The following is a 24,631-nucleotide window of genomic DNA, read 5'->3' on the forward strand; positions in this document are numbered from 1 at the left end:
CGTTCAAGGAGACACGACATCATGAGCATGATTCAGTTCGAAGGCCGATCGGTCATCGTCACGGGCGCTGGCGGCGGGCTCGGGCGCGAGTACGCCCTGCTGCTCGCCCGACACGGAGCCCGCGTCCTCGTCAACGACCTGGGCGGCAGCGTCAACGGTGAGGGCGGAAGCACGAGCATGGCCGACGCCGTCGTCCAGGAGATCAAGGACGCCGGCGGCGAGGCGGTCGCCTGTTACGACAGCGTGGCCACTGCTGAGGGTGGGCGGGCGATCGTCGACGCGGCAATGGACGCGTTCGGCGGCGTCGGCTCCGTGATCCACAACGCCGGCATCCTGCGCGACCGCTCCCTGGCCAGCATGTCGCCCGAGGAGGTGGACGCGGTGCTCGACGTCCATCTGCGCGGCGGCTTCAACGTGACGATCCCCGCGTTCGCGCGGATGAAGGAAGCCGGCTACGGGCGTCTCGTGATGACGTCGTCTTCGTCAGGCCTGCTCGGGAACTTCGGTCAGGCCAATTACGGCGCGGCCAAGACCGGACTCGTGGGACTCACCCACGTCGCTGCTCTCGAAGGCGCACGGCACGGCATCTTGGCCAACGTCATCGCTCCGGGGGCCCGCACGCGCATGACCGAGGGGCTGCTGGGCGCGGAGATGGACGAGCTGCTCGCGCCGAACCAGGTCGCGGCGATGGCCGTCTACCTGGCATCACCTCAGTGCTCCCAGACGCATGAGATCTACTCCGCCGGCGGCGGGCGTTTCGCGCGGTACGTCGTCGGGGTGAACGAAGGCTGGTTCGCATCCGACCGTCCTGCCTCGCCCGACGATGTGCTGGAGAACCTCGCTCAGATCCGCGACCTCGACACTCTCCAGGTCCTCGACAGCGGTGCAGACGAGATGGCGGTGCTGCATCGGCTGGCCGTCACAGCCGGCGCACTTCCCGTGCGCGCCTGACCGGTAGCACGGTCGTCCCACTCGATCGACTCCCACCGCGGGAGATCTCGCGAAACGCCCGACCGGGTCACCGGTCGGGCGTTTGGTGTCTGCCCTCCGAATCACCGCACCGCGGCAACCGACCCCGTGCAGGTCGGTCCGACCAACTGCACCGGCAGACCCCGCTGGAAGGGGCCGGCACACTGCCAGAATGCCGAAGCGCCGCCACGACAACGGCCGTGACGGCGCTCCGGGAATCTGCTCCTTCGACTGCTGAGGATGTCCCTAGGGGTGCTCAGGGTCCTGAAGCATCGCCTCGATCATGCTGGGCGCGTCGTACTGGACCATGCACATCCGCAGACCATGGGCCTCGCGCGCGCCCCAGACCGCTTCGCGCATGCTCCCGATGCGGATGTTCTGCACGAGCCGGTAGCCCTTGGCCCTCATCTCCACGATCGCGGCCTCGATGTCGTCGACCTTGAAGTGAATGTTGCGGACGCGCTCCCGCGACGTCGGCGGGTGCGACTGCAGCAGTTCCAGGTACCCCTTCTTGTCCATCGCCATGCTCATGCGCGTGGTCATCGCGTGGGGTGGCTCGTCGGCGGGTAGCTCCTCGATGTCGACGCTCCCGTCGAACTCGATGCGAACGAACTCGGTGTCGAGCAGCTCACCGAACTCAACGATCGCCGCATCGAGGTCCGACACCTCGAGCCCGACGAGTTCCATGCGTTCCAGCTTCATCCGTCTCCTCCTTCTCTACAGGTCGTGTGCGGCGGCTCGTCGTCGAAGCTCAGCGAGGGCGCCGGCTCGCCGTGACCTGGACGCCCGACGTCCAGCCGCCATCGATGGCGATCTCGGCGCCGGTGATGAACGCAGCCGCGTCCGAGGCGAGAAAGGCCACCAGCTCGGCGACATCGCGCGTCTCGCCCGGGCGCGCGATCGGCAGCAAGGAGAGCATCGCGCCGGTGACCTCCGTGGGTACGGAGGAGGTCATGGCGGTGTCGATGTAGCCAGGATGGATGCTGTTGACCCGGATGCCCCATCGGCCGAACTCCTGCGCGCCCGTCTTCGTGATGCCACGGACACCCCACTTGCTCGCGGTGTAGGCGACGTCGGGGTGCTGATCCAGACCGGCCGCAGACGAGACGTTGACGATCGAACCGCCGCCGGCGTCTCGCATCGCTGGAGCCAGGATCTTCATCCCCAGCCAGGTGCCTTTGAGATTGACGTCGAGCACCCGGTCCCAGCTGCTCTTCTCGGTCATGGCGATGCGTCGATGTCCGAGGATCCCCGCGTTGTTGACCAGTACCGACAGGCGTCCGCCCAGCTGCACGGCGAGGTCCCGGATCGCGTGCCAGTCGCTCAGCTCGCTGACGTCGCCCACGTGGGCGACCGCGGCATCGCCGGCCTCTGCGACGACCCTGCCCACGTCCGCGTCGACATCGACCGCGACCACACGCGCGCCTCTGCGTGTCAGCATGCGGACGTGCTCGGCGCCCATGCCACTCGCGGCACCGGTCACGACGGCGACACTGCCTTCCAGGGACAGTCGCTCGTGACTCACGCGCCCTCCTTGGCGGTCGCGGAGGCCAGCTCGAGGGCCCGGCCGGCCCCAGCAGGCACGAACCCGCCATCGATCACGAGCTCCGCCCCGGTGGTGAAGGACGACTCGTCGGAGGCGAGGTGCAGCACTGCCCACGCCACTTCGTGTGGGGTGCCGACGCGTCGATTCGCGTTGAGCCGGACGAAGCTGTCGATGGCCTCCTGCGGCATCCCGGCGACCATCGGCGTCATGATCGCGCCGGGATGTACGGAGTTGACGCGGATGCCGTGCTCGGCGAACTCGGATGCCGCCGTCTTGGTCACTCCCCGCAATGCCCACTTGCTCGCGGTGTACGCGGCGTGGTCATAGCCGGTGAGGCCAGCGATGGAGGAGATGTTGACGATCGAGCCACCGCCGCCGCGTGCCATCAGAGGCGCCACCGTCCGCATGCCCACGACCGGACCCCAGAGGTCGATCCCGAGCACCCGGTCCCACCCGGTCAAGCTCAGGTCGACGATCCCACGTCCGTCACCGACACCGGCGTTGTTGACCAGGACGTCGAGCCGACGGTGGCGCGCCTCGATGTCGGCGACAACGGCTTCCCACTGATGCTCGTCCGCGACGTCCAGCAACGCGAACTCCGCACGGCGTCCGGCCGCCGAGAGGTCGGCGACGAGTGCTTCGCCGGCCTCGACGGCGACGTCGGCGGCGACCACGGTGGCACCTTCGGCCGCGAACAAGCGAGCCTCGACCGCTCCCTGCCCGCTAGCGGCTCCCGTGACGAGCACGACCTTGCCCTCGAAGCGCCTGGTCACGGAACGGCCCTCGCCGGTCACGAGACCATGTAGGTGCCGCCGTCGACCGACAGGACCTGCCCCGTCATGTAGCTCGCTGCGTCCGAGAGCAGGTACGAGAAGGTGGGCGCCATCTCCTCGGACTCGGCGAAGCGCCCCAGCGCGATCCGCGACAGGTACGTCGCCGCGAACTTCTCGTTGGTCATGATGGTCTTCGTCATCTGCGTGGAGGCCGATGGCGCCACCGCATTGACCCGGATGCCGTACCGCCCCAGCTCCTTGGCCCCGGACTTGGTCATGGCGATGATGGCGCCCTTGGCGCTCGCGTAGTTGATCTGTCCGATCGTTCCGCCCAGACCCGCGGACGACGTCACGTTCACGATCGAGCCGTTCGTCTCGCTCGCCACCATCCGGCGGGCCGCTTCACGCAGGCCGAGGAAGGTCCCTCGTGCGTGCACGGCAAGCACGGAGTCGAACTCGTCGACCGCCATCCGCAGCAGCATCGCCGGACGGGAGTTCCCGGCGTTGTTGATCCATCCGGAGATCGCTCCGAGGTCGCGCTCTGCGCAGTCAGCGACGCGCGCGACGTCGTCCTCGTTAGAGACGTCGGCACCGACGCCGACCGCGCGATGCCCTGCGGCGACCAGGTCGGCGGCAACGGTCGCGGCTGCTGCCTCGTCGATGTCCGCGACACACACCTCCCATCCCTCGCCGGCGAGGTGCTGCGCCAGGGCCTTGCCGATGCCGTCGCCGCCACCCGTGACGACGACGACCTTTGACTCACTCATGCGGTTCTCTTCTTCCCTGTCGATGATCGGCTGTCTCAGACCGGACGGCCGAAGTAGATGGCGGTCAGCTCGGGATCGTTCATGACGGTCTCGGGCGGCCCCTCGGTCAGGAGCCGGCCACGGTCGAGGAACAGCACCCACGACGCCACTTCGCGGACGACCTGCATGCTGTGCTCGACGATGCAGATCGACGTCGTGCCGTCGGCCACGATCTGGCTCAGCAGATCCGAGAGCTGCGTGCGAGCCGACTGGTCGAGACCTGACATCGGCTCGTCGAGCAGGTAGCAGCTGGCGCCCGTCGCCAGCAGCCGGCCCATCATGAGCATCTTCTGCTCTGCATAGGACAGGTCGCGGGCCAGCGAGTACCTCTTCTCGTAGAGACCAAGGTTCCGCAGCATGACCTCTACGCGGTCTGCATCAGCGTGGTCGCGTCCGCGCCACGAGCGTGGAAGGAACTGAGCGACGATCGTCTCGTGCCTCATGCCTGTCACCGCAACGTGGATGTTGTCTTGCACGGTCATGCCCTCGAACAGCCGGACCTCCTGGAACGACCGCACGACGCCCAGCTGGGCACGGCGCTCGATACTCAGGCTCGAGATGTCCTGGTCGCCGTAGAAGGTCTTGCCGGAGTCGGATCGCAGGGCACCGCTGAGCAGGTTGAACACGGTCGTCTTGCCGGCACCGTTCGGTCCGACCAGAGCGGTGATCTGGCCCGGACGGACAGCGAGCGTGACCTCGTCGACGGCCCTGAGGCCTCCGAAGGAGATGCCGATTCCTTCCGCCCGGAGCGTCTTGGGCTCTGCATGTGTCTCGTCTCCACCGACGCGTTCGGGCACATCCGGAGCGGTCGTCGAACCAGCGTCAGGCGGTACCCGGCGAGAGCCGGCGGCCTTCCTGAGACGCCGCTCCTCGTTGCGTTGGGCTTCCCTGACCGGGTCCCGGCCCAGCAGCCCCCGCGGCCGGAAGATGAGGATCAGCAGCACGACCAACGTGTAGATCATCCCGTTGACCGGGCCCGCCACCGAGTCGGGGATGTCGGCGAAGCTGAGCGCCTCGGGCAGCGCAAGCACGGTGAACGCGCCGACAAAGGGACCCCAGTAGGCCGCCACGCCCCCGATGATCGTGATCGACAGGATCTCGACCGTGCGGTCGAGCGTGAACTCCGCCGGGCTGATGTACAGGGTGTGCATGGCATAGAGACCACCGGCGACACCGGCAACGGCCGAGCTGAACGCGAAGACCGTCACCTTCGTCCAGAGGGCCCGCTTGCCGAGCGAACGGGCAGCCGGGACGTCCTCCCTCAGCGCCTTGAGCAGGCGCCCGTAAGGCGAGTGGACGAGGCGCCAGCACACCGCGGTCACGATGACCAGGAACACCCAGCTCATCATCATGACCTCGGTGTTGGTCTCGAGCTGGTAGCCGAAGACCGTCGGCCGCGGGATGCCGACAATGCCGGCGGAGCGTCCAGTGAGCTCCAGGTTGTTGAACAGTTCCACGAGCGCGACCTGGACGGCGATCGTGACGATGAAGAGGAACTCGTCGGACAGCCGGCCGGCTGCGTACCCGACGGACAGGCTCAGGATTCCGGCAAGCACCGCGCCGACCAGGACTGCCGGGAGGAACTCCAGCTGGTGATCCTTGACGAGGATCGCCGTGGCGTAGGCGCCGACGCCGAAGAAGCCACCGTGGGAGACCGACAGCAGTCCTCCGTATCCGAGCAGCAGGTTGAAGGAGATCCCAAGGATGATGAAGATCGGCAGCAGCCCGAGGAGGCTGGTCAAGTAGTAGCTCATTGGCTGTCCTCTCTGCGGTGGGTCAGGAGACCGGCGTCGGCTGGGTCATGGACGCATCCGAGGTGCTCTCGGAGAGGATCTCGGTGTCGGAGCCTTTTGCGCTCGGACGCGGCTTGCGCTTGCCACCGATGAGGCCTGTGGGACGGAACAGCACGAAGAAGAACGCGATGATGTAGACGACGAACTCGCCCCACTCGGTCGGCAGCCAGTACAGCGGGATCGTCTCGGCGAGGCCGACGAGAAGGCCGCCGATCATCGCACCGCTCATGCGTCCCATTCCACCGATCGTCAGAGCGATGACCGCCTTCAGCAGGAGGTCGAAGCCCATGCTCGGGTGGATCGGCGCCTTGAGGGCCAGGAGCACCGCGGGCGGGACCACCAGGATCGAGCCGAGGATCATCGAACGCAGGTAGACACGGTCGAGGTTGATGGCCAAGGCCTGGGCACGCTCAGGGTTGTCCCCCACGGCGCGGAACTCCAGCCCGGCGTGGGTGCGGGCGAGGAACCAGTGCATGACGCCGAAGAGAGCCAGGCTCAGCGTCAGCACACCCAGGTCGTAGACGTCGATGCGGATCCCGGCGACGGTGGTGCTCCAGCCGAACCAGTCCGGGACCGCGGCCGAGACCACGCTGGCTCCCCATGCGAACTCGATGACGTAGGACGCGAAGGCGACGACAAGCAGCGAGGCCACCATCACCACGATCGGATCGGCGTCGCGCCGGGCCAGCGGGCGATAGATGAGGTACTGGACCGCGCATGCGGCGAGTGCCGCCGCGCCGACCGCGCCGAGAAGGGCGAGCACGACGGGCAGCTCAAGCGTGGTTCCGAGCGTGTAGAACACGTAGGCGGACAGGACGAACGTGGCGCCCTGCGCGACGTGGAACACCTTGTTGACCGAGAGGATCAGACTCAGGCCATAGGCGAACAGTCCGTAGAGCAGGCCCATGACCAATCCGGTCTTGACGAGGGTGACGAGCAGGTCCACGAGGTGTCCCTTCCGTGGTCGACGAGAATGGGGTGCGCCTGCTCTCCGTGGAAGGACGGAGAGCAGGCGCAGATGAGGGTCAGCCTTCGCCGTTGACGGAGTCGATCGTCTCGTCCGTCATGGGATCGGCCTTGTAATCGTTGACCTGGCGAATGATCGTCGGTCCGACGTACGTGAGCTTGCTGGTCAGGTCCATCGGACCGATGATCGGCACGGTGATGTCCTTCTTCTCGTTCAGCACGGCGAGGATGTTCTCCCCGGTGACCGGAGCACCCTGCGACCGGAGCTCCTTGATCACCTCGGCGTAGATGAACGGAACAGCGTAGAAGTAGGGGTCGTACGACTGGGTCGCCAGCACGCGATCAGGGTCTTCGGCCTGGAGGCGGTCGAGCAGTGCGGTGACGCCGTCAAGGTCCTCAGGGATGTGGGACATGTAGATGAACCCGTTCATCGCCTCAGCGCCCGCGTCACGGATGACGCGCGATTCGCCCTCGCCGGCGTAGCCACCGATGGGGATGTCGATGCCGGCCTCACGGTAGGCCTTCATCGTCGCCGCGCCCTCGACCAGGAGAGTCTGCAGGTAGATGAAGTCGGCTCCGGACTCCTTGACCTTCGCGATCTGGGTCGTGGCGTCCGTGGCGTCCTGGCGGATCGACTCCTGCGCAACGACCTTGCCTCCGCGCGCCTCGACCGCCTTCTTGAACGCCTCCGACGTCCCCTGGCCGCTCTCGTTGTCGACGTAGATGACGGCAAAGTTCTTGAAGCCCTTTGTGTTGACCAGATAGTCGCTGAAGTTGGTCAGCTGGACGTCATTCATCGGCACCGTGTTGACAAGATTCGGGCTGGCGCCGATCAGTGGCGGGCTCTGCGCCCCCGGATTGAACAGCGCGAATCCGAGGTCCTCCGCCACCGGCGCGGCGGCCGAGACCACAGCGCTGTAGGCAGTGATGATCGCAGGCGCCTTCTCGACGGCCCCCAGCTTGTTCATGGCACTGATGCCGCCCTCGGCGGTTGCTTGGGTGTCCGCGGTGACGAGCTCCAGCTTGATGCCGTCCGCGGCGAACCGCTCGTTGACGTCCTTCACGCCGTCGGCAGTGGCCATGACGAACTCCTCGCCATACGAGGCGGCCGGACCGGTCAACGGGATGCCGATTCCGAGCTTGTACGTCTCCTTGGAGGTCGTGGCCTTACCGGTCGCATCCTGCACGCCGTCCTTCCCCGCTGCAGATCCACCGCCGGAATCGGTCGTGCACGCGGTCGCGAGTGAGAGCGCCGCGACGGCGACCACGATCTTTGTCGTTCGAATGAGCCGCATCACTGTTCCTTGTCTCGTGTAGTGCTGACAGACGGACAAGCCGTCTCGGTGCTCAGAACAGGCCCCAGATGTCGGGGTCGTCCAGGAGCGTTGCGGCGGGACCGTCCCGCACGATCTCCCCGAGTCGCAGCACGTAGGCACGGTCGGAGATCCGCAGCGCCTCGTGGATGTTCTGCTCGACGATCACGACGCCGATGCCGAGTTCTCGGTGAACGGAGCGGATCTGGTCGAGCATGGTCTGGACGAGCACCGGGGCCAGACCGGTGGAGGGTTCGTCCAGGAGGAGGAAACGCGGACAGGCCATGAGCGCCGTGCCGATGGCGACCATCTGCTGCTGACCACCCGAGAGCGTTCCTGCGTCCTCGTGCAGCCGGTGGGCCAGTGCGGGGAACAGGTCGAGCACGAAGTCGAGGGTGACCTTGGTCCGGTCGCGGACCCCGCGGGCCACCCCGGCACCGAGTCGCAGGTTCTCTCCGATGCTGAGGGTCGGGAACACACCACGGCCTTGGGGAACCAAAGCGATCCCGTCCTTGGCGACATGCGCGGAGCCGCGGCCGAGCTGACTGGTCCCGTTGAAGCGGATGTCACCCTCCATGACCTCGATAACACCGGCGATGGCACGCAGCAAAGTGGACTTTCCCGCACCGTTGTGGCCCAGGAGGCTGATCACCTCCGTGCTCTCGGCGACGAGGGAGACGTCCCGCAGCACCGTGTGCGCCCCGTAGCCGGCCGTCACCGACCTGACCTCGAGGGACGGCGCACTGCGGTCGGCGATCGAGCCGGCCGGAGCGCTCGTATCGGATTGGGGCATGGGTAGTTCCTCCTGAGGCGGCGGACCTGGGCAGGACCGGGCCGCGTCACACCGGTCGAGTGGGACGCACGGGTGATGGACTGATGCGAGTCCGGGGACTAGGTCCCGGCTCCCGGGGCGTTGGGAACGTTCAGATCGAGCGCTCCACGAGCGCCGTCTTGTTGACGCCGGCCTCGGGGAGCACCCCCACCGGCACCAGCTCGAGGCGGGGTCGGAACGCCAGGACCTGCGTGATGCGGCGCTCGACCTCCTCGGCGAGCAGGGCGAGGTCATCGGGAGAGACGTGCTGCCCGTGCTCCATGCGGACGTGGAGACGTTGCTTGGTCGAGTGCCCCGGGAAGTCGGCGATCACCCGCATGTTCCCGGTCAGCCGCGGTTGGAAGCTCACCGCGATCTCGCGGATGGCGGAGGGCCACACGTTGACGCCCCGCACGATGAGCATGTCGTCGGTGCGACCGACACACCGCACCTTCGGTCCGACGCGACCGCAGGCGCACGTCGTTGCCAGCACCTCGAGGTGGTCGCGAGTCCGGAAGCGGAGCAGCGGCGAAGCCTCACGGTCCAGCGCGGTCATGACGAGCTCCCCGTGGGCGCCGGTCTCCAGGGGAACGTCCTCTCCCGTCGCGGGATCGATCAGTTCGATGTGCACCAGGCCCTGCGCGATGAAGTGCATGCCGTCCCGCTCGAGGCACTCACCGAAGACCATCGGCACCACGTCGGAGTTGCCCAGGGTCTCGCAGCTGGTCGCGCCCCACAGCGCCTCGATCTGCGATCGGATCTCGGGCACCCCACCGCCCGGCTCACCGCCGACGACAATGCGCTCGACCCCGAGCGTGGAGGCGGGGCGGCCGAGCACCTGCTCGGCGATGCGACCTGCGTGCAGCGCGAAGTTGGGTCCCGTGCAGAACATCTTCGGGGCGAGGGACGCCGCCACGGTGAGAAGGCGCTCCGCGCCGGCCTCGCCGCCGATCGGGATCACGACGCATCCCAGCTGTTGCAGGACGCGAACGGCCGGCACGCCGCCGGCGAACCCCTTGCTCATCCCCCAGCCGTGCAGGACCAGGTCACCGGGTCGTGCACCGGCAGCATAGAAGGCGCGTGCGCCTGCGGCGCCCCACACGCCGAGGTCGTGCTGCGTCAGACCAAAGTACGACGGCGTACCGCTGGTGCCGGATGTCGCCTGGATCTGCGCGAGATCAGCGGCCTGCACCGCGAGGTGCGCTCCGAGGGGCGGGTGGTCCGCCAGGCTGCGCCGCAGCTCCTCCTTGTCGGTGAACGGGACGCGTCGCAAGTCCGCGACCGTCCGGACGGAGGCGAGGTCGACGCCTGCGTCAGCCATCTTCTCGCGGTAGAACAGCGAGTTCTCCTGCACGTGCGCGAGTTGTCGGCGCAGCATCGAACTCTCGTGCTCCCGCAGTCGCGGGAGGTCCCAGGTCTCGATCTCATCAAGCACGTCGGCCATCGGTCAGCTCGTCTCGTTCGCGGGGGTGAAGCGGAGGATCGGGAGATCGTCATCGGCCGTGCGTTCGAAGACCGCGCGGACCCGCAGCCCTGGCACCAGGGCGTCCGACGCGCAGCCGACGACGTTCGCCTGGACCGTGACCCCCTCGTCGAGGGTCACGTAGGCCAGCACGAAGGGCACGTGAGAGCCCCAAGGTTCTGCGGCTCGTCGCACGATCGAGTAGCTGTAGACCTCACCGTGCCCCGTGGCGGGCAGCCAGGCGATGTCGCCGCTGCCGCATCGCGGGCAGAACCCACGCGGATACCAGAAGGAACGGTCGCAGGCCCCGCAATGGGGAACCGTGAGCGCGCCGCGCTCGGCTGCATCCCACCACGGTCGGGTGTCGGGTTCGACGACGGGGCGGGGGGTGGGCAGGCCGCCCGGAAAATACTCGGTCACGCGAAACGCTCCAGGACGATCGTCGAGCTGTAATGGTTGGTGGAGAGGCGGAATCCCGTGCCCGAGGCGACAGCCCACTCGAGATCCGGGACCTGAAGCGCCGGATGGGCCTCGCCACGCAGCTGGCGGACGGCCTCGATGACCTTGGTCATGCCGCCGCGGTTGCCGGGATGGTTGTTGGACAGGCCGCCGCCATCGGTGTTGACCGCAAGCCGTCCCGAGCCGCTGACCAGGCCGCCGTCCTCGACGAACGGACCACCTGCCCCACGTGGGCAGAAGCCGAGATCCTCCAAGGCCACCAGCACCGTGATGGTGAACGAGTCGTAGAGCGATGCGTAGCGAACGTGGGCAGGGGTGATGCCGGCTTCGGCGAACGCGAGCTCGCCCGAACGTCGGTTGGCGCTGTAGGTGAGGTCCACGTCGCCGGCCAGCGATGCCTTGTGACTCTCCCCATGCCCCCGGAGGACCGCACCCGCTCGACCGAGCTCCCGCGCGACATCGGGATGCACGACGACCAGCGCCCCTCCGCCATCTGTCACGACGCAGCAGTCGAGCTTGCGCAGAGGGTCCGCGATGAGAGGCGAGCTGAGGACGTCGTCCACGCTCACCTCGTCACGTAGGAAAGCGTTCGGGTTGTGTGCGGCATGACGTGACGACGCGACCTTGACCCAGGCGAGCTGCTCCGCGGTCGTCCCGAACTCATGCATGTGACGCCGCGCGAGCACCGCGTAGTCAGCAACCGGGCCGTATCCACCCGTGTACCCGTTGACCTGGTACGCGGCGGCCGGCGGCGGAGTGTCGGGCGGGGAGATCCGCTGACGCTGCGCGGGAAGCCCGGCCAGGGAGATGACGGCAACGCGGCACTTGCCCGCCGCGATGGCGGCCGCGGCGTGGCCCACGTAGGCCACATAGCTCGATCCGCCCATCTCCGAGGACTCGGTGTACGTGCACTGCAGTCCGAGGTGCTGGAGGAGGTCGATGACGCCGAGCCCCGGCGCCGTCGAGTCGGTGAAGAAGCCGTCGACGTCGGACGGGGCCAGGCCCGCGTCGGCGAGTGCTCCCGCGACGACCTCTCGGTGCACCCCCGCCAGCGTGTGGCCGGCCAGCCGGCGGCCGGGGTGCTCGTAGGCCCCCACGATCACCGCTGATCCGTTCGACGTCATCATCTGTCTCCTGCCCTGTGGCGAATCTCTCATTATTCTAGTCATAGTTAGACCAGACTTGTCAACGATGCGAACAGCACCCGGAAAGCCCCGCCCGCGGCCCGCACGGCGGGGCGAGCCGACTCACCTCACGAGGTCGTTGAGGGGCGCAAGCGAGTCGAGAGACCTGGCGAGGCCGTCGCGATCCGTCGGCGGGAGGGTGATCACCAGACGCTCGACCCCGAGGCTCGCGTACAGCTCGACCAGGCTCTGGTCACCGCGCGGGTCGAACGCGTGAAGTCGAATGGTGGCCGGATCGCGGCCCGCGTCCTCGAACGCCCGCTGCAGATCAGGCAGGCCCTCCTGGATCGTGCGCGGCCCGATGGGAGCCCAGCCGTCGGCGAACTCGGCAATGTTCGCGAACAGCTTGGGACCGGCCAGTCCCCCGATGACGATCGGCGGGCCGCCCGGCTGCACCGGCTTGGGCCACTGATACGACGGCGCGAAGCTGACGTGCTCACCCTGGAACGAGGCAATCTCCTCGGACCACAGCTGCCGCATCGCGAGCACCGTCTCCCGCGTCACCGCGCGACGCTTCTTGTACGGCGTGCCGTGATGCTCGATCTCGTCCTGGTTCCAGCCGTAGCCAATGCCGAAGATGAGTCGGCCCTCCGACAGCAGGTCGAGACTGGCAACCTGCTTGGCCAGATAGATCGGGTCATGCTGTGGTACGACGGTGATGCCCGTCCCGATCGTGAGCCCGGGAGCAGCGGTCGTCGCCGCCGCCAGGCCGACGAACATGTCGACCGTTCGGTAGTACTCAGGGGGAAGCTCTCCGCCGCGGGGGTACGGCGTCGTCCGCGTGATCGGGATGTGGCTGTGCTCGGGCAGGAACATCGCCTCGAAGCCACGGTCGGCGACCATTCGGGCCAGTGGCGCCGGCGCCACTGTCTGATCCGTGGAAAACATCATGATTCCGACGTGCACGGCTAGCTCCTGCCAACGAGAGGGGGGATAAGTAGTATCATAATTAGCATAAGCAGCAGGAGCTGTCCACGGAATGGAGACTCATGTTCGACCTGGCATCACTCATCGCCCGCGAAGAGATCCGGGCACTGCTGATCGAGTACGCGCAGTGCGCCGACACGGGGCGCGCCGAGCGCATGCTCGAACTGTTCGCGCCGGAGGCCGTGCTCGAGGCGACCGGCGACCCGACATGCCGGGGAGCCTCTGAGATCCGCGACTACTTCGAGCGCGCGGCGCGCAGCGCGCAGCGTCTGATGGCGAAGCCGTACCTCCGCCACCACGTCTCGAGCATCCACATCGAGCTCGACGGCGCGGTGCAGGCGCGAAGCACCAGCTACTTCCTCGCGATCACTGACGCCGGCCCCGATCACTGGGGCCGCTACCGCGACACCCTGCGGCACGACGGGACCGGTTGGCTGATCCACCACCGTCGACTCCAGCTCGAGGGCTGTGCCAGCGGCGGCTGGCTCGACAGGCATCGCAGGGAAGCCGCCAGTGGGGGCGTCGCCCTCCCCGCGTCCGCAGTCGAGACCACACCATCTTGACGACCGGCCCCTACGGCGAGACGAGAAGACATGCGGACGAGCAGCCCTACGAAACACGGATCTCCGTGCGTTGGAGCGACATCGACGCACTGGGCCATCTCTCCAACAGCAAGTACCTCGAGTCCGCCTCGCACGTGCGCTTCGAGTACCTCATGAGCCAGGGCGTCGATGACACCCTCGGCTGCGGCGCCGTCGTCCTGGCCGAGACCATCGCCTACCGCCGGGAGATCCGCCCAGGGAGCACCGTGAGCATCACCCTTCGCCTCGGAGCCGCCCGGAGAGACGGCTCGCGCTACGAGCTCCGACAGGAGATCCGCGACGGCGACCAGGTATCGGCCACACTGACGGCGTCAGGGGCGTGGCTCGCTCCACGAACGCCGCCTCGTCGTGCCCCCGAGCCCCGCGGCCGCCGTCATCTTGACGATGCCACGCGCGCGCGACTTCCGATGGTTGGACTGAGCCGCGCGCCCCGGGAGCGAGCCCTCAGACCGTCGACGCGTCGCCGAGCAGAACCGTGACCTGGCTGGACAGCATCCCGCCGTTGCCGTGCGCCAGGGCGACCCGGGCGTCGGCCACCTGGCGGTCCCCGGCCTCCCCACGCAGCTGCCTCACCGACTCGATCAGCGTGAAGATGCCGTACATGCCCGGATGACAGTAGGAGAGACCTCCGCCGTTGGTGTTCACCGGGAGGCGGCCACCGGGGGCGAGTGCGCCGTCGCTGACGAAGTCCCCGGCCTCGCCCTTGGCACAGAAGCCGAGGTCCTCGAGGAACAGCAGGGTGTTGATAGTGAACGCGTCGTACAGCTGTACGACGTCCACATCGGACGGGCGCAGGCCCGCGAGATCGAATGCTCGGGCCCCGGACTCGGAGGCAGCCGTGACCGTCACGTCGTCGAGCTGCGAGATGCCCGTGTGCCAGTGCGCTTCGGCGCCACCGAGGTAGTAGACCGGCGGGCGGCGAAGGTCACGCGCCCGCTCCGCAGAGGTCACGACGAGCGCCCCTCCGCCGTCGGTGACCAAGCAGCAGTCCCGGACCGTCAGCGGGGTGGAGACCATGCGCGAGCCCAGGACGTCATCGATCGTGAGCTCGCCACGCTCGAAGGCCGCAGGGTTGAGCTGCGCCCATCGACGAGCCGCGACGGCCACCTCAGCGAGGTGGCGACGTGTCGTGCCGAACTGGTGCATGTGGCGCGCCGCGGCGAGCGCGTACGCCGAGACCGGGAGGCGGGGAGCGAACGGCGTCTCGTACGACGGGAGGTGGTTCTGCCCCGACGAGATCAGCCCGCCCGACGCCGACCGCTGATTGCTGCCGTAGGCGATCAGCGCCACCTCGCACAGACCTGCTTCGATGGCAGCGCTCGCGTGGCGCATGTGCGCCAGGAACGAGCTGCCACCCGTCGCCGTGCTGTCGCTGTAGCGAGGCCGGATCCCCATCCGTTCCGCCAAGGTGACCGTCGGCATGCCGTAGAAGGCAGAGTGCGAGAACACGGCGTCCACGTCGCCGATGCTCAGGCCCGCGTCGTCGAGCGCGCGACCTGCGCCCTGCTCGACGAGGTCGAGCGCGGTGATCCCCGGCCCCACTTCGCCGAGGTCCGACTCGGCCACGCCGACGACCGCCGTCCGGCCGCGGAGCGCGCGTTCGTGCATCATCGACGAGCTCCCTCGACCGCGAAGAGGGGAATCGTCTCGCTCCCGGCGCGGGCAGGGGCGACGACGACCCGGTCGCCGATCGCCACCGCGTCATCGTCGATGCGCGACATCATGCGGTAGCCCTCGTCGAGGTCGATCAGGACGACGGCGTACGGCTCCTGGCCGCGGGGGGCGATGACGGTGCTCGAGTAGACGGCCCCGCGCCCGGCAGACGCACGCCACGTCAGCAGGTCGGCACCGCACCGCGGGCATCGCAGACGAGGCGGAAAGATCGCGGACAAGCAGCCGGAGCATGCCTGGAAGGCGAGGACATGCTGCTCGAGCAGGGCCTGGTAGGTGGCGTGCGGTCCGCCGTCCTCGATGCACAGCTCGACGGCCCGGCCCGGGATCTCAGCACTCACGTCACAGTCCTCCAGGTTGACAATGTGCTAATTAATATCATACTTATGCCATTCGCCGACCATGGGAGGGCACGCCGACATGGGCGCTACCGAGAGCAACCCCGAGACCGTCCGTCACCACGACGCGTCGACCCGACAGCCCCTGGACGGCATCACGGTGCTCGACCTCACTCGTGTCGTCATGGGACCGTTCGCCACACAGATCTTGGCCGACCAGGGTGCGGACGTGATCATGGTCGAGGCCGATGGCGGCGACACCAACCGCGTGATGGGCCCGGGCCCGCACGCGGAGCTGTCGGGCATCTCCCTCAATCTGCTCCGCAACAAGCGCTCTGTCGCCGTCGACCTGAAGTCCGCCGAGGGCCGTGCCGTCCTGGAGGAACTCGTCCGCCGGTGTGACGTCGTCGTCTCCACGATGCGCCCGCACGTGCTCACCCGGTTGGGCCTCGACTATGCATCGGTACGTGCCCTGCGCGAGGACGTCGTGTACTGCCAGGCACAAGGCTTCCCGGTTGGTAGCCCGCGCGCCAACGAGCCTGCATACGACGACATCATCCAGGCGGCCTGCGGCGTGTCGGACGTGGTCGAGCGTGTCACCGGCGAGCCCGGACTGATGCCGACGATCTTCGCGGACAAGGTGTGTGGCCTGGTGATGGCCCAGGCGATCGTCGCGGCGCTCCTGCAGCGTGCACGCACCGGTCAGGGACGCCACGTCGAGGTGCCCATGAACCAGGCGATGGGGGCCTTCATGCTCGTCGAGCACGGCGCGGGCGCCATCAGCGAACCTCCCGTGAACATGCCTGGCAAGCCCGCCACCGGCTATGCGCGCGTGCTGTCCCCGGACCGGCGGCCGCACCCGACCAGCGACGGCTGGGTCCACCTGCTGCCCTACCGCCCCGAGCACTACGCGTCGCTGTTCGCCGAGGCCGGCGTCCCCAACGCCGACGACGACCCTCGCTATGCGGACCTGCGGGCCACGATCGCCAACTCCGACTCCTTGTACCGCGACGTTCGCCGCTTCACCCCCACCCGGACGACCGCACAGTGGCTCGACTACTGCCGTCGAGCAGGCATCCCGGCCACGGAAGTCGCGTCGATGCAGGACCTGGTCGAGGAGCTGCCGATCGTGGAGCATCCGCACGCCGGCTCGTACCGGCTGATCCCCCCGCTTGCGCTCTTCCACGGCGCGACCATGACCACCCCCTCGCCGGCACCCCTCATCGGGGAGCACACCGCCGCCGTGCTCGACGAGCTCGGCGCTCACCTGACGGAGGCCCCGTGATTCTCGTCCCCACCACCCTCACCGCCGAGGAACGCGCACTCCAGGCCGACGTCCGTGCCTACCTCGACGAGCGACTTCTCCCCGGGACCTACCCGCTGGGATTGGGGATGGCCGGTGACGTGGACCCCGCGTTCTCCCGCGACCTCGGGGCCCAGGGTTGGGTGGGAATGGCCTTGCCCAAGGAGTACGGCGGAGGCGGACGAACCGCGGTCGAGCGTCAGATCGTGGTCGAAGAGCTCCTCACTCGCGGAGCCCCGGTCGGCTTCCACTGGACGGCCGACCGACAGTCGGGCCTCAACATCCTGCACAACGGCACCGAGGAGCAGCGGCGCGCACTCCTTCCTGGCATCGCGCGGGGAGAGCTGTCCTTCGCCATCGGGATGAGTGAGCCCGACGCCGGCTCCGACCTCGCCTCGGTGCGTTCGATAGCGACGTGGAAGGACGGCGCGTGGCACATCAGCGGAACGAAGATCTGGACGTCGAACGCGATGACCGCGACGCATCTGCTCTGCCTGTTCCGGACCAGCGACGGGCGGCACGACGGACTCACCCAGTTCGTCGTTCCGCGTGACACTCCGGGAGTCACCGTCGCGCCGATTCCCTTCATCGACGGTACCCGCCACTTCTGCGAAGTGGCCTTCGAGGACGTGCGCCTCACGGACGACGCGCGCCTGGGGGAGGTCGGCGCCGGCTGGGGACAGAACACGAGTGAGCTCGCCCTCGAACGAGGTGGCGTCGACCGCTGGATGTCGACCATGCCCCTCCTCGAGCGCTGGGCGCGTTCGGAAGGCGTGCGCGACTCGGTGCCTGCGCAGGTCGACCTCGGCCGGATCCTCGCGCGCCTCTGGGCCTACCGCGGGATGAGCCTCTCCATCGCGCGGCTCGTCGATTCCGGAACCTTCCCCGTCGTCGAGGCCGCCCTTGTCAAGGAGATGGCGACCCTGTTCGAGCAGGAGTCGCTTGCTCTCGTTCGCCGTCACTACGGCCGTACGCCGTCCCTGACGTCCGACGATCCGTGGGAGGCCCTGCTCGCGCGGGCGATCCTGGTCGGACCGTCCTGGACACTGCGCGGTGGCACCACTGAGATCCTCCGCACCATCATCTCGAAGGGACTCATCAAGCGATGACCTCGGACCTCACGGCCGCGCTGGCCGACTTCTTCGCGGCGACCTGGCCGGCCGACACCCCGATCGCCGAGTCCGGTCCGCTTGCCCAGACTCGCTGGTCCCCGTTCGCCGCGCTCGGCCTTCATCTCGTCGGCGTGCCCGAGGAGTCCGGCGGGTCCGGGGGAACGGTCGACGACCTGGTCGCGCTGGCGGTTCTCGCCGGCCGGCACGCGGCCGACGTTCCCTTGGTCGAGTCGACGACTGCCGCCTGGGCACTCGCCGAGGCGGGGTTCCCCGTCGACGCGTCGGTCAGCTCCTCGATGCCGGTCGCCCCGGCGTCGCTCGTCATCCACGACGACGGCACGGTCACCGGCCAGCTCACGGATGTTCCGTGGGGCGGGTCCGTGGATCAGGTCGTGGCCGTCACCGACGACGGGCGCACTGTCGCGCTCGCGCCCCGGGACGCCGTGGTCGCCCTCGGCGTCGACCTCGCCGGCCAGCCGCGCGACACCCTCACGTTCGAGCGGATCGCTCCCCTCGCGACAGGTACGGGCCTCAGCCCGGACAGGATGCGCCGACGCACGGCCATGCTGCGGATCGCCATGACGGCTGGTGCCCTGCAGGCGTGTTCTGAGCTGACCCGTCGATATGTGTCCGAACGGGTGCAGTTCGGACGGCCCATCGGCGCCTTCCAGGCCGTCCAGGCACACGTCGTGCAGCTCGAGCAGATGGCGGTCATGACGACAGCCGTCGCGGAACGGCTCGCGATGCAGGTCGATCCCCACGATCTCGACCTCGCCGCGGCCCAGGTCGTCACCTCGGAGAACGCGCTCGTCGCCGCACGCGCCGCTCACCAGGCACACGGAGCGATCGGCATGACCCGGGAGTACCGCCTGCAGGGCTACACCCGGCGACTTCACACGTGGGCCGGCGACCTCGGCGAGGAGCTGGAGCTCTCCCGACGGCTCGGCGTCACCGCGTCGTCCGCCGCGTCCTTCGCCCACCTCGTCCTCGACGACAACCGACCGGAGCTGCGTCCATGACCACCTACCCGCTCGACGGACTGAGGGTCGAGACCGACGGCCTCGTCGCCATCCTGGAGATCGCGCGACCGCCGGCGAACTACTTCGACCGCCCACTCATCGCCGCCATCGCGGACACCCTCGACACCCTGGCGGCCGACGGCACGGTGCGTGTCGCCGTCCTGTGCTCAGAGGGCAAGCACTTCTGCGCCGGCGCCGACTTCGGCGCTCCGACCGAGAGCTCGGACCGTGCAGCCGACTCGCGTCGCCTCTATGCCGAAGGAGCGCGACTGTTCGACTCGCCGATTCCCGTGGTGGCCGCGGTCCAGGGGTCAGCGGTGGGAGGGGGGCTGGGCCTCGCCTGCGCGGCGGACTTCCGGGTGGCGTCGCCGAAGACCCGACTGTGGGCCAACTTCGCGCGGCTGGGCTTCCACCAGGGCTTCGGGCTCTCCGTGAGTCTGCCGCGGATCATCGGGACGCAGGCCGCGAGCCGGATGCTCATCGGGGCGGAGACGGTCGACGGCGAGAGGGCCCTCGCCCTCGGCCTGGCCGACCGGCTCGCCGAGCCGGGTCTCGAACGTGACGTTGCGATCGCCTACGCACGTGAGCTCGCGGCACTTGCTCCTCTCGCGGTGCGTTCCATCCGCGAGACGTTGCGTGGCGACCTCCGGGAGCGCGTCGTCGAAGCGCTCGACCGCGAGGCGACCGAGCAGGCTTGGCTGTGGGAGACCGCGGACAGCCGGGAGGGCATCGCCGCCAGCCTCGAGCGACGCGACCCGGAGTTCGCCGGGCGCTGAGAGGGGCGGGAGATCAGGGGAAGGCGAGGACGATGAACTCGCCGACCATCGCCGGCTTCTCGACTCCCTCGATCTCGATCGACAGGCCCAGCCGGTACTGCATCCCGCCAGCGCGGGGTGCCGCGGCGAGGACGGAACCCCGCATCCGGATCCGTGAGCCCTCCCGGACCGGCGTGACGAAGCGAACCTTGTCGATGCCGTAGTTGACCCCGCTGCTGCGGTCGGTCACGTCGATGATGTCGCCCATCATGCCGGCAACCAGCGACAGGGTCAGGTACCCGTGCGCGATCGTGCGACCGAACGGACCCGCGGCCGCACGGTCGCGGTCCACGTGAATCCACTGGTGGTCACCGGTCGCCTCCGCGAAGGCGTCTATCCTGCCCTGCTCGACAGTGAGCCACGGGCCGGGGCCGAGCTCCACACCGACGGACTCCTCGATGTCGGCAAGCGAGATGACCGTCGGAAGCGCGCGATCGGCCGGTGTATTTATAGTCATAGTTATGATTATCTAGGGAACACCTCCTGAAGGCAACCCAAGAAGTGCCACGGCGGAACCGATCCGATTTGCGGCCGCGGCAAGACGGTGGGCCGATCTACCAGTGCGAGGCCGCCGAGCGCCAGCAGGCACAGGATCGACTCCGAGCGGGATCCAGGACTGCCCCGGCGACGGGCGCCACATGGAGGATGGAATGGGATAACTATTGACATAGATAGGTCCTTTGGGCTCATGATTCGGATGTGACGGACGACACTCGCCGTTGTCGACTCGAACCGGAAGGACTGCTGTGGAGAAGAGCACGAGTCACACCCCCTGGGTCGTCGGGATCGACGTCGGAGGAACCTTCACCGACATCGTCGCCCTCGACCTCATCCGAGGCGAGGTGCGTGACGGCAAGGTCCTGACCACCTCCGAGCAGGAGGTCGGGGTGCTGGCGGCAATCCGGCAGATCGGCATTGAGCCGCAGGAGATCGCAGAACTGGTCCACGGCCACACGGTCGGGATCAACGCCGTGCTCAGCCGTGCTGGCGCCAGGACGGCTCTGCTGGCCACCGACGGCCATCGCGATCTGCTCGACATTGGCCGCATGAACCGCGAGTTCGGACCGCAGTTCTACGACCCCACCTGGGTGCGGCCCCACCAGGCGCGCCCCATCGTCGCGCGCCAGCAGCGCGTCGGCGTGCCCGAGCGAATGTCCGCCGATGGCAACGTGGTGCGCGACCTGGACGAGGCCGCCGTTCGCGCGGCGGCGCACGTGCTCAAGGACGACGGTGTCGAAAGCGTCGGCATCTGCTTCGTCAATGCATACAGCAACCCGGACCACGAGCAGCGCGCCGCGACGATCGTCCGCGAGGTGCTGCCAGAGGCCTACGTGCAGACCTCCTCGCTCTACTCGGTGACCAAGGAGCACGAGCGCACCACCACGGTCGCGCTCGACGCCTACGTCGGTCCGGCCGTGACGCACTACCTGCATCGCCTGCGCGGCCTGCTGGCCGAAGCTGGGTTCGACGGCCTGCTCTGGATCATGACCATGAACGGCGGGGTCACGACCGTCGAGCACGCAGCCACAGCACCGGTCTTCCAGCTCGTGTCCGGGCCCGTCGGCGGCGTCGCTGGCTCCGTCCGCCTTGCCCAGGCCGGCGGTCCGGAGAATCTGCTCACGATGGACGTCGGCGGCACCAGCACGGACGTTGCGAGCATCGTGTCCGCGACGACACCGATGACGGACCTCTGGACGCTGGAACAGGGCCTGACCTTGACGATGCCCCTGGTCGACGTTGGCAGCGTCGGGTCGGGAGCGGGCAGCATCATCTCAGTCGACTCCCTAGGAGCGCTGCGCGTGGGGCCGGCCTCGGCGGGCTCGGTCCCTGGCCCGGCCTGCTACGGCCGCGGCGGCGCCGACCCGACGTTGACCGACGCGTGCGTGGCCCTCGGCATCCTCCAGCCCGACCTGTTCGCCGGCGGCGCGATGGAGCTCGACACCAACCTCGCCCGCAAGGCGCTCGCCACGGTCGCCGAGAGCGTCGGGCTGGACGCGACCAAGCTCGCCTCCGCGGCCTACGCCGTGGCATGTGAGGACATGGCAGCCAAGATCCGGTCTGTTTCGGTGTATCGCGGGATGGACCTGCGCGACTTCGCCCTCCTGCCCTTTGGTGCGGCCGGGCCGATGCTCGCCAACCAGGTCGCCGAGATCCTGGGGCTCGACACGGTCATCGTTCCCTACAGCCCGGGGCAATTCTCCGCGCTCGGCCTCCTGGGCAGCGACCTGCGTGTCACAACGGCCACGGCTCCCATGACGATGCTCACGGCTGGTGGAGCGCTCGGCCTCGAGCAGGCGTTCACGAGGATGGAGCAGAGTATCCGCGACGACCTCATGGCCCAGGGCCTGAACGTCGGCGCCCTGCAGTTCGAGCGAGCCTTCTTCGGGATGTACGCAGGCCAGACCTGGGACAACCGCCGGCCGCTCGCCGACGGTCCGATCACGGCGGAGACCGTCGAGGCCATGGTCGAGGAGTTCCACACGTTCTACCAGCGCACCTACGGGTTCTCCGCTCGCGAGCTCCCGGTCATGTGCACCAGCCTCGAGGTCACGGGCGTGGTCGCCCGCGACACCACGGTGGAGCGTCGGGTCACCTCCAAGGCGGGCACGTCGTACGTACGGACGGCCACCGTCATCCCGGTCGGCCGTGGGCCCATGGAGGCCGAGGTCCACCAGCGTGAGCTGCTCACCTCGGGCGCCCGGATCGAAGGGCCGGCCCTGGTTGTGGAGCGGTTCGCCACGACCTTCATCCAGCCGGGATGGTCCGGCAGCTTACGAGAAGACGGCTGTCTGGTCGTCAGCCGCATCAACGAGAGGGGTTCGCGATGACCGTGGCACCGGAGGCGACGTCCTCAGCAGCACCCGCGGGTCTGTACGACACGATCCGCTACGGACTGATCGAGATCGCCCGCGAGATGAACCTGTCGCTGATGCGCAGCGCCTTCTCGCCCGTCGTGCGTGACATCCTGGACTGCACCACCGCCGTGCACCTGAAGACCGAGCAGGGCTGGGAGATGGTGGCCTGCTTCGAGGGCTGCATGCAGCACGCGTTCACCTCGCAGCACATCGCCAACTTCACGATGAACGAATGGGATCTCGACCGGACGAACCCAGGAGACGTCATCTTCGTCAACGACCCCTGGCGCGGAGCGATCCACCAGTCCGACATTAACCTACTGCGGCCGATCCACATCGACGGTGAGGTGCGCGCGGTGCTGCACTCGACGTCGCACGTCGTCGATCTCGGCGGGCCGATCCCCGGCGGGTTCTCGAACGGGGTCGAGACGGCGTTCGAGGAGCAGCTCAAGTTTCCGCCGACGCTGCTCTACGCAGACGACGTCCCGGTGCGTCCGGCCTTCAACTACCTGCTCGAGAACACGCGTGTCCCGGCGATGCTCCTCGGTGACCTCCGAGCGCTGTACGGGTGCCTGGTGGTCGGCGAGGGGAGGTTGCGAGACCTCCTTGACCGCTACGGCACCGGCACCGTGTTCGCGGCGGCCCAGCATGCGATCGATGTCACCGAGGCAAGCATGCGCGCCGGCATCCGGGAGATCCCGGATGGCGACTACCGGATCGAGGACTTCCTCGACGACGACGGCGTCGAGGCCGACCCACTGCCCATGGTGGTGACGGTCAAGGTGCGGGGCGACTCGATGGAGATCGACTTCTCCGGCACCGGGCGCCAGCCCCGGGGAAACGTCGGCACGGCCTGGGTGGAGGCCACTCGGTGCATCGAGGCCGTGAAGATGCTGGTCGACCCCGAGCCGCCGGTCAACAGCGGCACGCTGCGCCCGATCGAGACCATCCTGCCCCCCGGCAGCGCCGTCTGCGTGCTCCCGCCGTCCAGCTGCTCCAATCACATCGACATCGGCTCACGATCGATCAACATGGTCGTCAAGGCGATCTCGGGGGCCCTGGTCTCCAAGTCGATCGCGGCCGACTCCGGCACCTGTGCGACCATCGTGATGGGCGGCATCGACATGCGGCCCGGGCACGAGGGTCAGCAGTGGGGCTCATTCGCCGGCCCCGGTGGTGGCTGGGGTGGCACCTGGAAAGGTGACGGACTGACCTACTGCATCGCTCCGATCGGTAACTGTCGGACCTCCGTCCACGAGCACGCCGAGGCCGAGTCGCCGACCGTGATCGGCCAGATGGAGGTGATGCCAGACTCCGCCGGCGCCGGCAAGCACCGGGGCGGTTTTGGCGGCATCTACACGCTGGTCGCCCTGTCGGACACCATGGTGACCATCACGTCCGACCGGGTCCGCCACGGGGCCGACGGCGTCGGCGGCGGCGGGCGCGGGATGTCGTCCTACGCGTGGTACATCCCCCAGTTCGACTGGTCAAAGCACATGGACCCGCGGATGCTGCAGGGCCTCGAGCCGCTGTACGGCGCCTTCGACGACAAGGGCGTCCCCGACGCCGACCACGGCTCGGTCCAGGGCACAGCATCCAGCACGACAGGGAAGCTCGCCGGAGTGGTGGTCAAGGCCGGTGACGCGCTCCGCGTCGTCATCGGTGGCGGCGGCGGGTGGGGAGATCCCCTTGAGCGCGACACCGACGCCGTGGCGAACGACGTCCGCGACGGCCTCTACTCGCCCGGGTACGCGACGAAGGCGTTCGGCGTAGTCCTGGAGGACGGTGTCGTGAACACGGCCGCTTCACTCGAGTTGCGCCGCCACCTCGCGACGGAGCGGGACGCTGGCCGTTGGAGCGTCCCGTCCGCGTCCCCCTCCGACTGGATTCTCTGACCCGACCTCCTG

Annotated in this window: 23 protein-coding genes; 8 read left to right on the top strand and 15 right to left on the bottom strand. The window is 68.3% G+C overall.

The window, feature by feature from the left end:
* Nucleotides 1-21: 21 nt before the first annotated feature.
* The gene (locus tag QI633_RS24310) at nt 22-951 is read left to right on the top strand and encodes an SDR family NAD(P)-dependent oxidoreductase (protein WP_282427332.1); all 930 of its coding nucleotides are present in this window, start codon (nt 22-24) and stop codon (nt 949-951) included.
* A gap of 264 nt (nt 952-1,215) precedes the next feature.
* Here the strand turns inward: QI633_RS24310 and QI633_RS24315 are convergent, their stop codons facing one another.
* The 12 genes from QI633_RS24315 to QI633_RS24370 all read right to left on the bottom strand — a co-directional run bounded on the left by QI633_RS24315 (nt 1,216) and on the right by QI633_RS24370 (nt 12,988).
* The gene (locus tag QI633_RS24315; RefSeq protein WP_282427333.1) at nt 1,216-1,671 is read right to left on the bottom strand and encodes a VOC family protein; all 456 of its coding nucleotides are present in this window, start codon (nt 1,669-1,671) and stop codon (nt 1,216-1,218) included.
* A 49-nt stretch (nt 1,672-1,720) separates the two neighbouring features.
* Nucleotides 1,721-2,494 carry an SDR family oxidoreductase gene (locus QI633_RS24320; protein ID WP_282427334.1) on the bottom strand — a complete coding sequence of 258 codons (774 nt, stop codon included), beginning with the start codon at nt 2,492-2,494 and terminating at the stop codon, nt 1,721-1,723.
* Nucleotides 2,491-3,288, bottom strand: a complete 798-nt coding sequence (locus tag QI633_RS24325; RefSeq protein ID WP_282427335.1) for an SDR family oxidoreductase — start codon at nt 3,286-3,288, stop codon at nt 2,491-2,493. The genes QI633_RS24320 and QI633_RS24325 overlap by 4 nt, the downstream gene beginning before the upstream one ends.
* Before the next feature lie 17 nt (nt 3,289-3,305).
* Nucleotides 3,306-4,055, bottom strand: a complete 750-nt coding sequence (locus QI633_RS24330; protein ID WP_282427336.1) for an SDR family NAD(P)-dependent oxidoreductase — start codon at nt 4,053-4,055, stop codon at nt 3,306-3,308.
* Between the two features lie 35 nt (nt 4,056-4,090).
* The gene (locus tag QI633_RS24335; protein ID WP_282427337.1) at nt 4,091-5,848 is read right to left on the bottom strand and encodes an ATP-binding cassette domain-containing protein; all 1,758 of its coding nucleotides are present in this window, start codon (nt 5,846-5,848) and stop codon (nt 4,091-4,093) included.
* 22 nt (nt 5,849-5,870) lie between these two features.
* Nucleotides 5,871-6,833 (bottom strand): branched-chain amino acid ABC transporter permease, encoded by a 963-nt coding sequence (locus QI633_RS24340; RefSeq protein WP_282427338.1) that lies wholly within the window; start codon nt 6,831-6,833, stop codon nt 5,871-5,873.
* 79 nt (nt 6,834-6,912) lie between these two features.
* Nucleotides 6,913-8,148 carry an ABC transporter substrate-binding protein gene (locus tag QI633_RS24345; protein ID WP_282427339.1) on the bottom strand — a complete coding sequence of 412 codons (1,236 nt, stop codon included), beginning with the start codon at nt 8,146-8,148 and terminating at the stop codon, nt 6,913-6,915.
* Between the two features lie 52 nt (nt 8,149-8,200).
* Nucleotides 8,201-8,959 carry an ABC transporter ATP-binding protein gene (locus tag QI633_RS24350; protein WP_282427340.1) on the bottom strand — a complete coding sequence of 253 codons (759 nt, stop codon included), beginning with the start codon at nt 8,957-8,959 and terminating at the stop codon, nt 8,201-8,203.
* Between the two features lie 130 nt (nt 8,960-9,089).
* Nucleotides 9,090-10,421, bottom strand: a complete 1,332-nt coding sequence (locus tag QI633_RS24355; protein ID WP_282427341.1) for a hypothetical protein — start codon at nt 10,419-10,421, stop codon at nt 9,090-9,092.
* Between the two features lie 3 nt (nt 10,422-10,424).
* On the bottom strand, nt 10,425-10,937 hold the full coding sequence (locus tag QI633_RS24360) for an OB-fold domain-containing protein (protein ID WP_349016703.1): 513 nt from the start codon (nt 10,935-10,937) through the stop codon (nt 10,425-10,427).
* Nucleotides 10,856-12,022 carry a thiolase domain-containing protein gene (locus QI633_RS24365; protein ID WP_282427343.1) on the bottom strand — a complete coding sequence of 389 codons (1,167 nt, stop codon included), beginning with the start codon at nt 12,020-12,022 and terminating at the stop codon, nt 10,856-10,858. The genes QI633_RS24360 and QI633_RS24365 overlap by 82 nt, the downstream gene beginning before the upstream one ends.
* 123 nt (nt 12,023-12,145) lie before the next feature.
* Complete coding sequence (locus tag QI633_RS24370) at nt 12,146-12,988, bottom strand: LLM class F420-dependent oxidoreductase (RefSeq protein ID WP_282427344.1); 843 nt, start codon at nt 12,986-12,988, stop codon at nt 12,146-12,148.
* Between the two features lie 83 nt (nt 12,989-13,071).
* Between QI633_RS24370 and QI633_RS24375 the strand changes: the two genes are divergently transcribed.
* Nucleotides 13,072-13,572, top strand: a complete 501-nt coding sequence (locus tag QI633_RS24375) for a nuclear transport factor 2 family protein (protein WP_282427345.1) — start codon at nt 13,072-13,074, stop codon at nt 13,570-13,572.
* Nucleotides 13,573-14,055: 483 nt separating this feature from the next.
* Here the strand turns inward: QI633_RS24375 and QI633_RS24380 are convergent, their stop codons facing one another.
* Both QI633_RS24380 and QI633_RS24385 read right to left on the bottom strand, forming a co-directional pair.
* Nucleotides 14,056-15,222 (bottom strand): thiolase, encoded by a 1,167-nt coding sequence (locus QI633_RS24380; RefSeq protein WP_282427346.1) that lies wholly within the window; start codon nt 15,220-15,222, stop codon nt 14,056-14,058.
* Nucleotides 15,219-15,623, bottom strand: coding sequence for an OB-fold domain-containing protein (locus QI633_RS24385; RefSeq protein WP_282427347.1), 405 nt, complete (start codon nt 15,621-15,623; stop codon nt 15,219-15,221). Before QI633_RS24385 ends, QI633_RS24380 begins: the two co-directional genes overlap by 4 nt.
* Before the next feature lie 79 nt (nt 15,624-15,702).
* Here QI633_RS24385 and QI633_RS24390 point away from each other — a divergent pair, with 79 nt between their 5' ends.
* Genes QI633_RS24390 through QI633_RS24405 form a run of 4 tightly spaced genes read left to right on the top strand, consistent with a single transcriptional unit; the run spans nt 15,703 to nt 19,830 of the window.
* Nucleotides 15,703-16,905: a CoA transferase gene (locus QI633_RS24390; RefSeq protein ID WP_282427348.1), complete on the top strand. Its 1,203-nt coding sequence runs from the start codon at nt 15,703-15,705 to the stop codon at nt 16,903-16,905.
* Nucleotides 16,902-18,032: an acyl-CoA dehydrogenase family protein gene (locus tag QI633_RS24395; protein WP_282427349.1), complete on the top strand. Its 1,131-nt coding sequence runs from the start codon at nt 16,902-16,904 to the stop codon at nt 18,030-18,032. The genes QI633_RS24390 and QI633_RS24395 overlap by 4 nt, the downstream gene beginning before the upstream one ends.
* Nucleotides 18,029-19,054, top strand: a complete 1,026-nt coding sequence (locus tag QI633_RS24400) for an acyl-CoA dehydrogenase (RefSeq protein ID WP_282427350.1) — start codon at nt 18,029-18,031, stop codon at nt 19,052-19,054. The genes QI633_RS24395 and QI633_RS24400 overlap by 4 nt, the downstream gene beginning before the upstream one ends.
* Nucleotides 19,051-19,830 carry an enoyl-CoA hydratase/isomerase family protein gene (locus QI633_RS24405; RefSeq protein WP_282427351.1) on the top strand — a complete coding sequence of 260 codons (780 nt, stop codon included), beginning with the start codon at nt 19,051-19,053 and terminating at the stop codon, nt 19,828-19,830. Before QI633_RS24400 ends, QI633_RS24405 begins: the two co-directional genes overlap by 4 nt.
* Nucleotides 19,831-19,843: 13 nt before the next feature.
* Here the strand turns inward: QI633_RS24405 and QI633_RS24410 are convergent, their stop codons facing one another.
* Nucleotides 19,844-20,326: a MaoC family dehydratase gene (locus QI633_RS24410; protein WP_282427352.1), complete on the bottom strand. Its 483-nt coding sequence runs from the start codon at nt 20,324-20,326 to the stop codon at nt 19,844-19,846.
* 289 nt (nt 20,327-20,615) lie between these two features.
* Here QI633_RS24410 and QI633_RS24415 point away from each other — a divergent pair, with 289 nt between their 5' ends.
* Both QI633_RS24415 and QI633_RS24420 read left to right on the top strand, forming a co-directional pair.
* Nucleotides 20,616-22,697, top strand: coding sequence for a hydantoinase/oxoprolinase family protein (locus tag QI633_RS24415; RefSeq protein ID WP_282427353.1), 2,082 nt, complete (start codon nt 20,616-20,618; stop codon nt 22,695-22,697).
* Nucleotides 22,694-24,619: a hydantoinase B/oxoprolinase family protein gene (locus tag QI633_RS24420; RefSeq protein ID WP_282427354.1), complete on the top strand. Its 1,926-nt coding sequence runs from the start codon at nt 22,694-22,696 to the stop codon at nt 24,617-24,619. Before QI633_RS24415 ends, QI633_RS24420 begins: the two co-directional genes overlap by 4 nt.
* Nucleotides 24,620-24,631: the final 12 nt, after the last annotated feature.

It is taken from the genome of Nocardioides sp. QY071, assembly GCF_029961765.1.
Lineage (GTDB): Bacteria > Actinomycetota > Actinomycetes > Propionibacteriales > Nocardioidaceae > Nocardioides.